This window comes from Sphingorhabdus lutea (genome assembly GCF_001889025.1).
In the GTDB taxonomy this organism is placed as follows: domain Bacteria; phylum Pseudomonadota; class Alphaproteobacteria; order Sphingomonadales; family Sphingomonadaceae; genus Sphingorhabdus_B; species Sphingorhabdus_B lutea.
Genome location: NZ_CP018154.1, coordinates 313,652 through 329,177, shown reverse-complemented (window position 1 = coordinate 329,177; position 15,526 = coordinate 313,652). Strand labels below are relative to the sequence as shown.

The 15,526-nt window shown below is 47.8% G+C and carries 14 protein-coding genes; 7 read left to right on the top strand and 7 right to left on the bottom strand.

The genetic code is table 11. From position 1 onward, the window contains the following. Positions 1-25 precede the first annotated feature (25 nt). Entirely contained in the window at positions 26-556 is a 531-nt protein-coding gene (gene ssb, locus LPB140_RS01610) for a single-stranded DNA-binding protein (RefSeq protein WP_072558387.1), read from the top strand. A gap of 81 nt (positions 557-637) precedes the next feature. Further along, on the top strand, positions 638-2,782 hold the full coding sequence (locus LPB140_RS01605) for a dihydrolipoyl dehydrogenase family protein (RefSeq protein ID WP_072558386.1): 2,145 nt from the start codon (positions 638-640) through the stop codon (positions 2,780-2,782). Here the strand turns inward: LPB140_RS01605 and LPB140_RS01600 are convergent. From LPB140_RS01600 to LPB140_RS01590, 3 genes are read right to left on the bottom strand one after another with little or no spacing between them, the layout of a single operon-like run. Next, positions 2,777-3,382, bottom strand: coding sequence for a CDP-alcohol phosphatidyltransferase family protein (locus LPB140_RS01600; protein WP_072558385.1), 606 nt, complete (start codon positions 3,380-3,382; stop codon positions 2,777-2,779). The genes LPB140_RS01605 and LPB140_RS01600 overlap by 6 nt on opposite strands. Positions 3,383-3,389: 7 nt before the next feature. Beyond that, positions 3,390-3,950 (bottom strand): YceD family protein, encoded by a 561-nt coding sequence (locus LPB140_RS01595; RefSeq protein WP_072558384.1) that lies wholly within the window; start codon positions 3,948-3,950, stop codon positions 3,390-3,392. Beyond that, complete coding sequence (locus LPB140_RS01590) at positions 3,950-4,492, bottom strand: ubiquinol-cytochrome C chaperone family protein (protein ID WP_072558383.1); 543 nt, start codon at positions 4,490-4,492, stop codon at positions 3,950-3,952. Before LPB140_RS01590 ends, LPB140_RS01595 begins: the two co-directional genes overlap by 1 nt. A 153-nt stretch (positions 4,493-4,645) precedes the next feature. Here LPB140_RS01590 and LPB140_RS01585 point away from each other — a divergent pair, with 153 nt between their 5' ends. Further along, complete coding sequence (locus LPB140_RS01585; RefSeq protein WP_083549831.1) at positions 4,646-5,134, top strand: outer membrane protein assembly factor BamE; 489 nt, start codon at positions 4,646-4,648, stop codon at positions 5,132-5,134. 140 nt (positions 5,135-5,274) lie between these two features. Here LPB140_RS01585 and LPB140_RS01580 read toward each other — a convergent pair whose 3' ends face one another. After that, positions 5,275-7,539 carry an NADP-dependent malic enzyme gene (locus LPB140_RS01580; RefSeq protein WP_072558382.1) on the bottom strand — a complete coding sequence of 755 codons (2,265 nt, stop codon included), beginning with the start codon at positions 7,537-7,539 and terminating at the stop codon, positions 5,275-5,277. A gap of 279 nt (positions 7,540-7,818) precedes the next feature. Between LPB140_RS01580 and mutS the strand changes: the two genes are divergently transcribed. Continuing rightward, positions 7,819-10,434, top strand: a complete 2,616-nt coding sequence (gene mutS, locus LPB140_RS01575; RefSeq protein ID WP_072560106.1) for a DNA mismatch repair protein MutS — start codon at positions 7,819-7,821, stop codon at positions 10,432-10,434. Between the two features lie 49 nt (positions 10,435-10,483). Here mutS and LPB140_RS01570 read toward each other — a convergent pair whose 3' ends face one another. Further along, a complete protein-coding gene (locus LPB140_RS01570) occupies positions 10,484-11,713 on the bottom strand; it encodes a NupC/NupG family nucleoside CNT transporter (protein ID WP_072558381.1) in 1,230 nt (409 codons plus the stop codon). 136 nt (positions 11,714-11,849) lie between these two features. On the opposite strand from LPB140_RS01570, the gene LPB140_RS01565 reads away from it, so the two are divergent. From LPB140_RS01565 to LPB140_RS01555, 3 genes are all read left to right on the top strand, one after another. Beyond that, on the top strand, positions 11,850-12,512 hold the full coding sequence (locus LPB140_RS01565; RefSeq protein ID WP_072558380.1) for a queuosine precursor transporter: 663 nt from the start codon (positions 11,850-11,852) through the stop codon (positions 12,510-12,512). Then, complete coding sequence (gene argB / locus LPB140_RS01560) at positions 12,509-13,405, top strand: acetylglutamate kinase (protein WP_072558379.1); 897 nt, start codon at positions 12,509-12,511, stop codon at positions 13,403-13,405. Before LPB140_RS01565 ends, argB begins: the two co-directional genes overlap by 4 nt. A gap of 143 nt (positions 13,406-13,548) precedes the next feature. Beyond that, entirely contained in the window at positions 13,549-13,845 is a 297-nt protein-coding gene (locus LPB140_RS01555; RefSeq protein ID WP_072558378.1) for a hypothetical protein, read from the top strand. 2 nt (positions 13,846-13,847) lie between these two features. On the opposite strand, the gene LPB140_RS01550 is transcribed toward LPB140_RS01555, so the two are convergent. Together LPB140_RS01550 and LPB140_RS01545 are read right to left on the bottom strand one after the other, a co-directional pair. Next, positions 13,848-15,008 carry a GNAT family N-acetyltransferase gene (locus LPB140_RS01550; protein WP_072558377.1) on the bottom strand — a complete coding sequence of 387 codons (1,161 nt, stop codon included), beginning with the start codon at positions 15,006-15,008 and terminating at the stop codon, positions 13,848-13,850. A gap of 53 nt (positions 15,009-15,061) precedes the next feature. Continuing rightward, positions 15,062-15,523 carry a RidA family protein gene (locus LPB140_RS01545; protein ID WP_072558376.1) on the bottom strand — a complete coding sequence of 154 codons (462 nt, stop codon included), beginning with the start codon at positions 15,521-15,523 and terminating at the stop codon, positions 15,062-15,064. Between the last annotated feature and the right edge of the window lie 3 nt (positions 15,524-15,526).

Sequence of the window (15,526 nt, the reverse complement as noted above, 5' to 3'; positions counted from 1 at the left end):
ACAATGAAATTTATGGGGAATATTTATGTCGAGCGTCAATAAAGTCATTATTGTCGGAAATTTAGGGGCAGATCCAGAGGTTAAGTCCTTTCAAAATGGCGGACGCATTTGCAATTTACGAATTGCAACCAGCGACAAATGGAAAGATAAAAGCACCGGCGAACAACGCGAACGCACCGAATGGCACACCGTTGTGATTAAATCCGAAGGCTTGGTCGGTATTGCAGAACGTTTCCTGCGCAAGGGCAGCAAAGTTTATATTGAAGGCCAATTGCAAACCCGCAAATGGCAGGACCAAAGCGGCAATGATCGTTATAGCACCGAAGTGGTTTTGTCCGGCATGGGGTCAAGCTTGACCATGTTGGATAGCAAACAAGGCGGCGGCGGTAATGGCGGCGGCTTTGGTGGTGGTTCATCGGGCGGCGGCAATGGCGGCGGATGGAATCAGGGCGGCAATAGCGGCGGCAGCGGCGGCGGATTTGGCGGTGGCTCATCAGGCGGCGGGTCAAATTTTGGCGGTTTTGACGATGATTTGGACGATGATGTTCCATTTTAATGTCATGTGATTAACGATATTGCGGTTTAAATAATTAAGCGCAATTGTAACAAAAATAAAAATGGGAACGAATAGGACGCTATGAAAAAGAAACTCATATTGGCGTCCTTTTTGGCGCTTTGCGCAATTGCCTTTTATTATTTTGAATTGGGGCAATATTTCACTTTGGACGCGTTTCGCGCGCGGCAGGCCCAATTTGAGGCGGCCTATGCCGATAATCCCTTTCCCATTTTGGCCGGATTTTTCCTATTATATGTGGCGGTAACCGCATTGTCCCTTCCCGGGGCGGCAATAATGACATTGGCGGCGGGCGCATTGTTTGGCCTTGTCACGGGAACTTTAATCGTCTCCTTTGCCTCGACCATTGGGGCGACTTTGGCATTTTTAAGCGCGCGTTTCATCTTGCATGATTGGGTGCAGGGCAAATTTGGCCATCGGTTAAAGGCGATAAATCAGGGGATAGAAAAAGACGGCGCATTTTATTTATTCACCATCAGAATGATACCCGTTTTCCCATTTTTCATTGTTAATTTGGTGATGGGGTTGACCAAAATGCGGCTGTGGACTTATTTTTGGGTCAGCCAATTGGGCATGATTGCCGGCACGATAATTTTCGTAAATGCCGGAACACAGCTTGCGCAGATTGAATCAACCGCCGATTTAATTACCCCTGCCTTATTGGGTTCATTTGCGGCCTTGGCGATATTCCCTTGGATTGCCAAACGGATTATTGCTTATTTAAAGGGGCGCAAAGCATATGAAGGATATGCCCGTCCCAAAAATTTTGACCGCAATTTAATTGTCATTGGCGCAGGTGCGGCGGGGCTGGTTTCATCCTATATCGCGGCCATGTTAAAGGCGAATGTTACATTGATTGAGGGCGGGGAAATGGGCGGTGATTGCCTGAACACCGGATGTGTCCCGTCAAAGGCGCTGATTAAATCGGCAAAGGCCGCCGACATGACGCGGCATGGTGATAAATATGGATTATTTGCCGCAAAGCCGCAGGTGGATTTTCCTGCCCTTATGTCGCGTATCCGCAAAATTATTGCCGATATTGAACCGCATGATAGTGTGGAGCGTTATACCGGACTTGGCGTTGATGTGGTCAAAGGATGGGCCAAATTTATCGACCCGTGGACGGTTGAAATATCGCGCAATAATGGCGAGGTTCAACGATTAAGCGCACGAAAATTCATTATCGCAACCGGCGCGGCGCCAATTTTACCCCCGTTAAAGGGGTTTGATGGGCCAAATATTGTGACCAGTGAAAATATGTGGGATTGGCTGGAAAGAAGCGGCGAGTTACCCCAAAAAATTGCGATTATGGGCGGCGGCCCCATTGGGTGCGAGCTTGCCACAGCATTTCAAAAATTGGGCGCTGATGTAACGATTATTGAAATGGCCGATAGGATTTTGGCAAAGGAAGATAGCCATGCTGCCGACATTGTCGCCGCGTCGATGCGCGAAATTGGCGTAGACTTGCTCATGGGGCATAAAGTCGTTGCGATGCAGGATGAAAATATAATTTTGGCCGAAAAAGACGGGCAGGAAGTTCAAATAAAAACCGATATGTTATTGGTTGCCATTGGCCGTCGTGCGCGGCTTTCCGGTTTTGGATTGGAAGAATTGGGATTGGATGTTGCTGCAAAAGGGCCGATAAATGATGAATTTTTGGCTACCAAAATGCCGCATATTTTTATGGCCGGTGATGTGGCGGGCCGTCAACAATTCACCCATGGCGCCGCGCATGAGGCATATTATGCCGCGACCAATGCCTTATTTGGCGGGATAAAGAAAAGCGCAGCGGATTATAGTTTATTGCCGCGCGTTACCTATACCGATCCCGAAATTGCCGGCGTAGGTTTGACACAAGAAAGCGCGGATGAACAAGGTATAGAATATGATTTGACCATTTATGAAATGGATGATTTGGACCGCGCCATTACAGAAAGCGAGACCAAGGGCCGTGTCACCATGTTAACCGCAAAGGGCAGCGACAGATTATTGGGCGTGACCATTATCGGGCATCAGGCGGGTGAAATGATTGCAATGTTTGCATTGGCGATGCGTCAAAATATTAAAGCGGGTAAAATCGCCGCGACCATATTGCCCTATCCCACATGGAATGAGGCGAATAAATTTGTCATTGGGCAATATCGATTGGCGCGTAAACCCGAAAAATTATTAAATATAATGACCAAATATTGGAAATGGCGTTTATGATAATTTTTTCGCGGCAATGACCATTCTTTGAATGATGGTTAGGCCGCATAGCGCGGCAAATATATATGCCAATGGCGCAAAATATGCCGGAAATATGCAAAATAATATAAAGAATAAAATGGTTTCTCCGCCCTCCATCAATCCGATATTATATAAAAATGATTTGTCGCCATATTGATGTTCATCCTTTATTCCCGCGCGCTCGGCAATGGCGGCATAGGCCAGAAAGCTGACCGCGGTTAGGGTGAAACTGGCGATTAAAATCATTGCAGATTGCATATTTTGTGGGACAGCAAAGGCAAAGCCAAGCGGAATAACAATATAGAAAATATAATCGGCAATGCTGTCAATATATCCGCCAAAGGGGGTGGGGCGGCCCATTCTTGCCACCGCGCCGTCCAACCCATCGATAATACGGTTGATGATAATTAAAAAAAGCGCGATTAAATATGCCTGATATACCAAAAAAATTGATACCGCGATTGCAATGATGACGCCAATATAACTCAACATATTTGCGCCCACCCCTGTACGGTGCAATATACGCGCAATATGGTTTAATATGGGGTCAATATGGGGCCGGATTCGCGCGTCAAACATGGCCTTATTATTGCTTATTTTTGCCAGAGGGGGGCTTGCTGGCCAATAAATCCTTTAATCCCGATAAAGCGCCCGTGGGTTTAACTTCTTCATCGCTAACCACCCCTGCACTGCGCAGGATATTTTGCGCATTTTTGCTGCGCGGAAATTGGGGCAGGGCCAGTATTAAGGATTGAGCGACTGCTTCGCCCGCATCAATTTGCCCGCCCTCAATAAACATAATATCACATTCATCGCTGCTTAATTCAATTTCATCCTGATCGGAAATGGCCGATTGGGGTAGGAATTTAATATCCAAAATTTCCTTTACCGTTCCCTTTACCGGTTCGCCCGATGCGATACAGCTTTGCGTAAATTCGGCGGTAAACTCGCCGGTCATTGAAACATGGTCTTCTTTGGTAATTAAACGATAATCGGCCTGTAAGTTATTCAGCTCAATCAAATGTAATCGCGCTGCCAATGCTGATAATTCGGCGTTATTTGCCGAGATATGCTGCATTTTTCCTTGATTGCCGATAATGTCCAATTTAATGGCCCGTGAAAATTCCGGCACAATATTATCAGTCATTATGCAGCCTTAATCCAGCTGTCATCACCGGCAATTAAATCGGCGCTGTTTATTTGTTTTAACCGGGCGGACATGGCGATAATTTGATGTACCATCCATTTAATGGCTTGGTCGCTTGGTTCTATGCCTTCATATAAATTGCGCTTTAATGCTTCACTTAACATCGGTTCGGGCGGGTTTTCGTTTAACGCGGCCCGAAAAATAGTCAGCCGTCCGCCAAGCGCGCTCATCATTCGGCCAATATGTTTGCCCACCACCATGTCGCCAATGCCCAATTCGCGCAGTTGGCCGTCCATATCCTCAATAAAAATTTCGGTTAAATAGACCATTTCTTGATCTTTATCGCCATCTTCCTCCAATCGTAATGTGGCCAAGGCCATTATGATGGTGATGATATCAAATCGGTGGTCCAATTCATCGGGAATTTCACCAATTGAGTAAAAATCGGCATTTCGGGCGGCATTGATGATGTTGCGATAATATGGAATCATCATTTGATTCTCATTCACACGCGGTGAAAAGAGTTTTTTGAACAAATTCATAAATTGCTGCCTTAAAAAATATTTTATTATGACCCATTATCATAAAAATGATGATTAATCATCGACCGTTCATCTAATCTCTTATATTGATATTTTACGCAAGGGATGCAATGGCTGTATCCGCACAAAATGTTTTGGATCAGGAGTATCAGCATGAATAGCACAGGCGCCGCCGCAAATAAGGGCGTTTTAACAATGGGACGTGTTGGAAAAACGATGATTGCTCTGTCCATTGCTTTGGCAATTTCGGGCTGCACAAGGCTGCGTGTGGGGCGCGGATATATTGTGGATGAAAATTTGGTGTCATCGGTTCAGGCCGGTGTTGATAATAAAGAATCGGTGGAGGCGACATTGGGCCGCCCCAGCTTCGTCAGCCAATTTGATTCGAATCAATGGTATTATTATGCACGGGTGACCAGACAATTGGCATTCAGCTCTCCCAAAGGGGAAAGCCAAACATTATTGCGCGTGCAATTTGACAATGCGGGCAATGTTGCCTCTGTCTCGCGCAGCGGGTTGGAACTGGCCGCAAATATTAAACCAGAGGGTGATAAAACCGACACAAAGGGTAGCGATCGCGGATTTTTCGAAGATTTATTTGGCAATATTGGCACCGTTGGTACGGGCGGTGCACCGCAATAATGCGGGCCGTAATAATATTTTACTTTATAAAATAGACATTTGGTATTTTTATCAAATGGGCACAAAAAGGGCGGCGCGATTATCTCGGCCGCCTTTTTTTATACATTTATGCTTTATTGAATTTATGCAATGAATATTGATTATTTGGTGATGTCGGCCGCCGCCATTACCGCCAATGTGACCAATTCAGATGCGGTTGATGCCATGGTGGCCACCTGAACCGGTTTTTCCACACCCACCAAAATTGGGCCAATTGTTTTATCGCCGCCCAATTCGCGCAATATTTTTGCTGATAAATTTGCCGATTGCAGGCCAGGCATGATTAAAATATTGGCCGGTGCGGAAAGCCGGCAAAATGGATAATTTGCCATTACCTTGGGATTTAATGCCACATCGGGTGCCATTTCGCCCTCATATTCAAAATTGGGCTGTTTTTCATCCAATATTGCCACTGCCTCACGAATATTGCCCAGCCAATTTCCCGGAGGATTACCAAAGGTGGAATAGGATAAAAATGCCACGCGCGGATCATGTCCCATTTGTCGCGCCACACGGGCGGTTTGTTCGGCAATTTGGGCCAATTCCTCGGCATTGGGGCGTTCATTAACCGTGGTGTCGGCAATGAAAACTGTATGGCTTTTGCCGACCATGATATGAATGCCAAAGGGTATTTGATTGGGTTTCGCATCCAAAACACGGCGCAATTCGCGCATTGTTTGGGCAAAGGTGCGGGTTACGCCGGTAATCATCGCATCTGCTTGCCCCATGGAAAGCATTAACGAACCAAAAATATTTCGGTCGCGGTTGACCATGCGAATGGCATCGCGGCGTAAATAACCGCGACGTTGCAAACGGCCATATAATTTATCGACCATGGATGGGACAAGCGGGCTTGAAACACTATTGTGAATTTCAAAACTTTCCGGATCATCAACGCCCAATTCTTTTAATTTTGCCAATACCGGCTCATCACGGCCGACCAAAACGGGAATGCCATAGCCACCATTTTTAAACTGCACCGCCGCGCGAAGGACGACTTCTTCCTCTGCCTCGGCAAAAATAACGCGTTTTGGATTGGCCTTTGCTGTTTCATAAACATTGGCCAAAACAGATGTGGTGGGGTTTTGACGGGCGCGTAATTGTTCGCGATATTTTTCCATATCGGCAATGGGTTTTTGCGCCACGCCGCTATCCATTGCGGCCTTTGCTACGGCGGAGGCAACAACCTCCATCAAGCGCGGGTCAAATGGTGCAGGGATAATATAATCATTGCCAAATTTATGGCTTTCCCCGCCATAGGCGGCGGCCACTTCCTCCGGCACGGTTTCACGCGCCAATGCGGCAATGGCATTGGCGGCGGCAATTTTCATTTCTTCGTTAATGGTGGTGGCATGAACATCCAACGCACCCCGGAAAATAAAGGGGAAACCCAAAACATTATTAACCTGATTGGGGAAATCGGAACGTCCCGTGGCGATAATCGCATCAGGCCGCGCCGCCTTTGCCACGGGGGGCAAAATTTCGGGCACGGGATTGGCCATGGCGAAAATAATTGGTTTATCCGCCATATCTTTCACCATATCTGCGCTTAACGCATCGGCAGCGGACAGGCCAAGGAACACGTCTGCGCCCTTTATCGCATCGGCCAGGCTGCGTGCCTCGGTCGGGATTGCATGGGCGGATTTCCATTGATCCATGCCCGATGTGCGCCCTTGATAAATAACGCCCTCACGGTCGCACATAATAACATTTTTATGCGGCACGCCCATTGCCTTTATCAATTCGGTGCATGCAATGGCGGCGGCGCCCGCGCCATTAACCACCATTTTGACGTCTTTTAATTCTCGGCCAGTCAATTCCAATGCGTTGATTAACCCTGCGGCGGCGATGATGGCGGTGCCATGTTGGTCATCATGGAAAACGGGAATATTCATGCGTTCACGCAGCGCCTGTTCAATGATGAAACAGGCAGGCGCGGCAATATCTTCTAAATTTATGCCGCCAAATGTTGGCTCTAATAACTCAACAGCCTCGATAAATCTTTGTGTGTCTTCGGTTGCAACTTCAATATCAATCGAATCAACATCGGCAAAGCGTTTGAACAATACTGCCTTACCCTCCATCACCGGTTTGGATGCAAGAGCGCCCAAATTACCCATGCCCAAAATGGCGGTACCATTGGAAATAACAGCAACCAAATTACCCTTTGCGGTTAATTCATAAGCGGCGGCGGGATTATCGGCAATGGCTTGCACTGGCACGGCAACACCGGGGGAGTAGGCAAGCGACAAATCGCGCTGTGTCGCCATTGGTTTTGATGCGATGATTTCAATTTTGCCGGGGCGTCCCTCGGAATGGAATAATAATGCCTCGCGGTCGGAAAATTCAATTTTGCTTTCGCCCATAGGGTTGCCCATTTACCTTTATATAAAAAGAACGCAGAATTTTATCCCTGCTTATTATTGATGTTAAGTAAACCGATGCGGCGCACATGGCAAGGGCAGAGCAGGCCGATGTCAAAAAATCACATCATGGTAAAAATATAAATGCGCCATATTTGAAAATCATACTGGAACGAAGTGGCATGCTGGGCTAGTCACCATCATATTATGGGTAAGAAATCACAGCGCGTTACCGAAAAAGAAATTAAAATAAAATCGGCCAAATCATCCGGGCCGACACCCATGATGGTGCAATATTTGGAATTAAAGGCTAAGGCGCAAGATTGTTTATTATTTTACCGAATGGGCGATTTTTTTGAGCTTTTCTTTGATGATGCAAAAAATGCGGCAGAGGCGCTGGACATTGCCTTAACATCACGTGGGGCGCATAATGGCGATCCTATCCCCATGTGCGGTGTTCCGGTGCATAGTGCAGAGGGATATTTGGCACGGTTGATAAAGGCGGGCTTTCGCGTGGCGATTGCCGAACAAACCGAAACGCCAGAGCAGGCAAAAGAACGCGGCGGTTCAAAGGCATTGGTAACGCGCGATATTGTGCGATATGTTACCGCCGGAACATTGACCGAGGAATCTTTGCTGGACGCGCGGTCAAATAATATGATTGTTGCTTTGGCATTTACTGCTGATGGCATGGCATTGGCCGCAGCGGATATTTCCACAGGATATTTTGAGTTGTTGGAGATAGAAAGTGTCGATGCCGCGGCCCAATTGGCGCGATTGGGTGTGAAGGAAGTCATCATGGCCGATGGCACAGATTATGACGATAAATTGGCGCATATTTTGCCCCATGCCCTGCAACATGTGCAGGTGACCCACCGTCCAGCGGCCCATTTTTCCAGCAAGGCCGGAGAGGCGGCGATTAAAGAATATTATGGCATAACAACATTGGACAGTTTTGGTGGCATTGGCCGTTCCGCATTGGCCGCAGCGGGTGGTTTGCTGGCTTATTTGGCGCATGTCGGCCAAGGTAAAATGCCCTATTTAAAGGCGCCATATTTATTTGATGATAGCGCCTATATGGCCATTGATCAGGCCACACGCGAAAGTTTGGAGATAATCAGCACGCAGGACGGGCAAAGAAAGGGCAGCTTGCTTGCCGAAATTGACCAAAGCGTCACGGGGGCGGGCGCGCGTTTATTGGCGCAGGATTTGTCCCTGCCCCTATGCCAGATGGAGGTGATAAATTTACGGCTGGAACTGGTCAATTGGTTTTATGATAGCGGGATATTGCGGGAAAATATCCGCGCCGCGTTAAAACAAATTCCCGATATGGCGCGGGCAATGGGGCGTGTGGTTTCCGGCCGGGCTAGTCCGCGTGATTTGGGCCAGTTGCGCGATGGGATTGGCAAGTCAATTATGTTGAAAGAACAATTTGGCGCATTGGATGTGCGTCCCAAATTGCTGGACCAGATATTACCCGCCTTTGACGGGCATGGCGCATTATATGATATTTTATCCCGCGCCTTAATTGAATCCCCCCCCACGGATAGCAGCAATGGCGGATATATTGCAGCGGGTTATGATGCCGCATTGGATGAATTGCGCAATATTTCCACCAATGCGCGGCGCGCCATTGCAGCGTTGGAGCAGAAATATAAAGAGGCAACAGGTGTCACCAGCCTGAAAATAAAACATAATGCGGTGCTGGGTTATTTTGTCGAAGTTCCGGCCAAACATGGCGATGTGTTGATGCAGGCGGATAGCGGCTTTGCCCACCGGCAAACCATGGCGGGGGCGGTTCGGTTTAACTCCCCCGAATTACATGAAGAAGCAATGCAGATTATTAGCGCGGGCACACATAGCATTGCCGCAGAGGCCGCACATTTGGAGGATTTAATCGCCCAAATATTGACGCGGCGTGATGCCATTATCGCATTGGCCGACGCATTGGCGCGGATTGATGTGGCGCAAAGCCATGCCAGCAAGGCAGCATTAAGTAATTGGACACAGCCCATTTTGCGCGATGATATATATTTGGACATTATTGGCGGGCGACATCCCGTGGTGGAGGCATCGTTAAAGGGCAGCAAAGAACAATTTGTTGCCAATGATTGCGGCTTATTTCCTGAAAAAAGATTATGGCTGGTCTCTGGGCCAAATATGGGCGGTAAATCAACATTTTTGCGCCAAAATGCGCTAATCATCCTATTGGCGCAGGCGGGCGCATTTGTGCCCGCAAAATCCGCAGAAATTGGCATTGTTGACCGATTGTTCAGCCGTGTCGGTGCGTCGGATAATTTGGCGCGTGGCCGTTCCACCTTCATGGTGGAAATGGTGGAAACCGCCGCCATTTTAACGCAGGCGACCAGTAAAAGCTTTGTGATTTTGGATGAGGTTGGGCGCGGCACATCCACCTATGATGGGCTTGCCATTGCATGGGCGGTGGTGGAGGCTATTCATGATATGAACCAATGCAGATGTTTATTTGCAACCCATTATCACGAACTTTCCCGTTTGTCCGACCGTTTGGGGGCAATGTCGCTGCACCATGTGCGGGCAAAGGAATGGAAAGGGGATCTTATCCTATTGCATGAATTGGCCGAAGGTCCGGCGGACCGCAGCTATGGTATTGCGGTGGCATCGCTTGCCGGATTGCCCGCCCCGGTTGTGGGCCGCGCCAAAAATGTATTGGATCAGTTGGAGGAAGGACGCGTCGCCACGGGCGGTATTGCTGCGGGCCTTGGTGAATTACCGCTGTTCAGCGCGGCATTGGACGCGGCAGAGGCAAAGGTGGACCGATTGAGAGAAAAGCTGTCTGATTTGGATATTGATGCATTGTCCCCGCGAGAGGCGTTGGATTTATTATATGAATTAAAGCAACAGGCCGAACAGGGTTAATATAAAAAGGGCCGATATGCCGGCCCATTTTATACATATATTTTGATGATTAAGCCAAAGAAATGAACAAGCCCGCCAAAGCCGCGCTCATCAAATTGGATAGCGAACCTGCGGCCAAGGCCTTTAACCCTAATTTTGCAATCATTGGTTTTTGATTGGGGGCAAGGCTGCCCGTCACGGCCATTTGAATGGCGATTGAGCTGAAATTCGCAAAACCACAAAGCGCAAAGGTGACAATGGCCATGCTGGTTGCGCTTAAATCCTTCATCCCGCCAAGTTCGATAAAGGCGACAAATTCATTTAGAACAATTTTAGTGCCAAATAGGCCGCCTGCGCGCGCTGCCTCATCCCATGGCACGCCAAGCAAATACATGATGGGGGCAAATATATGGCCCAATATGCCTTGGAAACTTAATCCCTCAATCCCGAACCAGCCACCAATGCCGCCCAATATACCATTGGCCAATGCGACCAATGCGACAAAGGCCAGCACCATTGCGCCCACGGCCACGGCCAAACGAACGCCGGTTTGAGCGCCCTGAGCCGCCGCCATAATGATATTGGCGGGTTTTTCTTCATCACCATGATGGTCCTCAACCACAATTGGGTCGATTTCAGATGTGCTGACATCATCAGGCATCATCATTTTTGCCATTAAAATTCCGCCCGGTGCGGACATAAAGGCAGCGGCGAGCAGATAATCAATGCGAATACCCATGGCGGCATAGGCGGCCAAAATTGTGCCCGCAACCCCCGCCATGCCCACGCTCATCACGCAAAAAAGCTGTGACGGGGTCAGGCTGGCCAAATAGGGGCGAATGACCAAGGGGGATTCGGATTGACCAACAAAAATATTGGATGCAGCGCAAAGGCTTTCCACACGGGAAATCCCGGTAATTTTCTGTAATCCGCCGCCAATCCATTTAATAACAAATTGCATGATACCAACATGATATAGAACGGAAATTAAGGCCGCGAAAAATATGATAACGGGCAATGCCTGTATCGCGAAATTTTGGCCCAATTTGTCACTGGCCAATGCACCAAATAAAAATGTTGTGCCCGCATTGGCATAGCCCAGCAAATTGGACACCCCGCCCGCAGCAGCATTTAAGGCGGTTTTTCCCCAAGGAACATATAAAACCAATGCGGCAAAACTGGCCTGTAGGGCAAATGCGGCCAATACCACACGGGGGCGGATGGCGCGCCGATTTGATGATAAAATAAAGGCGACGGCCAAGATAATTGCCATGCCGCAAATGCTCATCAAAATCTGCATATACCCACTCCCCATATAATATGTCCGATTATTTTTAGGACTTTTATGTTGATTAGCGTCACTATTCACTTGCGCAAAGCCTTTTTGTTGCGGCAAAGCGGATTCAGCAAAAATTTATTCGGTCAGGGGCTAGTTTATGGCAAATTCATCAAAAATTATCACGATACCGCGCGCTTTATTTGTCTTTTCATTATTATATGGCGGGATGACGGTGTTGGCTGGTGTGGTGGGCAATAAACAGGTCGCGCTTGGCCCATTGGCGGTGGAGGCCGGTATTTTCCCCTTTTTAATGTTGGTTGCCTTGTCCAGCGCGGTGGCCGAACTTTATGGGCAAGAACGCGCCAAACAAATTGTGACATTTGGTTTTGTCCCGTTAATTGCGTCTATGCTGTTAATTATTTTGGTGCTGCAAATTCCCGCATCGCCAAAAATGGAGGTGGAGCGTCTTGGTGCATTTGAAATGATTTTGGGGCAAAGCCCGCGTTTAATGGCGGCGGGTATTGTTGCCTATGGCACGTCGCAATTTCTGAACATCACAATTTTTAGCGCCCTTCGCGGTAAAATTGGCGAGGCAGGAAGCAATATGATGATGGCCGTTCGCGGCGCAATTGCCAGTGCGTTGAGCCAGATTGTCGATACATTATTATTTATCTCCATTGCATTTTATGGGGTATTTCCCATTGCCGAATTAATGATTGGCCAAATGTTGGCAAAAACTATTTTATCATTATTGGTCATCCCCTTTGTGATACAGGCAATTGTGTATATTGGCCGCGAATTGGATAAGGATGAGGCATGAGTAACCACCAAAATGAAATGTTGGCCAAGGCGGAAACATTAACCGAGGCTTTGCCATATTTACAACGATATGCAGGTAAAACCTTTGTTGTAAAATATGGCGGTCATGCCATGGGCGATGCCGGATTGGCGCAGGATTTTGCCAATGATATTGTTTTGTTAAAAGCGGTGGGGATTAACCCTGTTGTGGTGCATGGCGGCGGCCCACAAATTGGCGCGATGTTAAAAACCATGGGGGTCGAATCGGAATTTATTGATGGCCTGCGCGTTACCGACAAAAAAACCGCTGAAATTGCCGAAATGGTATTATCGGGCGCGATAAATAAGGAACTTGTCGGTTGGATTACCAAGGCAGGAGGCCGCGCCATGGGTATTTCGGGTAAGGATGGCAATTTCGTCACAGCCGAAAAATTGCGCCGCACGGCCAAAGATCCAGATAGCAATATTGAACGCATTGTCGATTTAGGTTTTGTTGGCGAACCAGTTGAGGTGGACCGCCGTATCATTGATACGATAAGCGAGGCCGGAATGATTCCCGTCATTGCGCCCATTGGCAATGGGCGGGACGGCCATACTTATAATATAAATGCCGATACCATGGCGGGCGCGGTTGCGGCCGCGCTTGGCGCGTCGCGTTTATTCCTGTTGACCGATGTAAAGGGCGTGTTGGATAAGGATGGCGAATTATTAAGCGATTTAGATCCCCATAAAATTGAAGCATTAAAAGAAGATGGCACGATTAAGGGCGGGATGATTCCCAAGGTCGAAACATGTGTTAATGCGGTGCATAAGGGCGTTGATGCGGCGGTTATTTTGGATGGCCGCCTGCCCCATGCCATGTTAATGGAAATGTTCACCGACAGCGGCGTTGGAACATTAATCCATAAAGAATGACCTAAATCTGCGCTTTCTTGCAATAATATTGGATAATAAAAAAAGGTAAAATTTGTAAAATCGTCAAAAAATAAAAATATTTTAACATTTTGTTTACCATATTCGGGCCAACTCCTCTTACCGAACAAAAAAAGGGGGCAGTTATGGCCAATAGTATTAAAAGCGCACAATATCTTATCGAAAGCCGGATGGCAGATGCCGCAGCGGGCGATGTAGATGCATTATTTGATTTAGGTGTTTCCTATTCCACCGGCAGCAATGGCGTGGAAGTAAATATGGTAGAGGCGCATAAATGGTTCAACCTTGCCGCAGTATATGGCAATGAAGAAGCCATGCATTGCCGCAGCGAAGTGGCCGATGAAATGACCGCACGCGAAATTGCCGATGCACAACGTGACGCACGGGCATGGTTAAAAGCAGGCGAACGCCGCGCTGCTTAATATCATATATTGTCGGGGCCGCGTTTGAACGGCCCTAATTGGGTGAGGAATTCTCTTTCATCCTCCACCGCGCTTTGTTCTTGTTCCAAAAATTGGGCAACAGCATCGCGAAACCCCTTATCGGCAATAAAATGCGCCGAATAAGTGGGGCAGGGTAAATAACCCCGTGCCAATTTATGTGCACCCTGTGCGCCGGCCTCCACCCGCGTCAGGCCATGTTCAATTGCGAATATGATGGGTCGGTAATAGCATAATTCAAAATGCAGATGGTCCAAATGCTCAGCGCATCCCCAATAACGACCATATAGGCAGTCTGCGCCCAATAAATTAAGCGCCCCCGCCACCGCCATGCCATTTTCATTAAATGCCATGATGAGGATGATTTGATTGCCCATTTTTTCCAATAATAAATCAAATGCCGCGCGGGTTAAATAGGGCGTGCCCCATTTTCGTGCGCCAGTATCTTGATAAAAAATCCAAAATGCATCCATATGGTGCGGCAAAATTTCTGCACCTCGAAGCAGCTTTACTTCGACATTTTCATTGGCAATACGGCGTTCTTTGCGGATATTTTTGCGCTTTCGCGATGATAAAGCGGACAGGAAATCATCAAAATCAGTATAATTTTTATTATACCAATGAAATTGAATATCCTGTCGGATTAACCAGCCCGCATCACGAAAAAAATCAAGCTGCCCCTCCTCCACAAAGCTGGCATGGGCAGAGGATAGGCCATTTTGGGTAATGAAATTTTCCGCTGCTTTTAATAAGGGCAGGGCATATTGTGCATCTTGAAACAATATTCGCGGGCCAGAAACGGGGGAAAAGGGCACGGCAATTTGTAATTTGGGATAATATTGCCCGCCGGCGCGTTCATATGCCTGTGCCCAGCCCTGATCAAATACATATTCGCCCTGGCTATGCCCTTTTAAATAAGCGGGCAAAATGGCGGCGGGCCGATCATCCGGTCCTGATATCATAATGGGCAAAGGCGACCAACCGCTGCCCTTGCCAACGCTGCCCGATTCTTCCATGGCGGATAAAAATGCATGGCTGGTAAAGGGGTTGCCGCCAATATTTAATGCATCCCAAATATCGGCATTTATGGCGGCAACTTTTTTTTCAATACGGGCATATAGAGTATCTGATTGACTCTGCGTCATGATGAAAAATACCCGTTCAAAAAACTTATTATAAGGCCATTATTTTAAGGCGACTATTTTAAAGCAACGATGGCATCAATTTCCACCGCCGCGTTCAACGGCAATACCGGAACGCCGACCGCACTACGCGCATGTTTGCCCGCCGCGCCAAATACCGCTTCCATCAAATCTGATGCGCCATTTGCAACCTTTGGCTGATCGGTAAAATCAGGGGTGCTGGCAATAAAAACCCCTAATTTTACGATTTGCGCGACATTATCCAAAGAACCGGCGGCTTTTTCAATTTGGGCCAGCAACATTAATGCGCATGCCTTTGCTGCTTCCTGTCCCTGTTCCACCGACACGCTATCACCCAATTTTCCGGTGACAAGTGCGCCGTCAATAAAGGGCAGTTGGCCGCTAATATGTAAAACGCCATTTAAATTTACCGCTGGCGCATAGGATGCAACGGGGGCGGCTGCTTCGGGAAGGGATAGGCCAAGATCGGCCAATTTGGATGCGATATTATTGCTCATTTT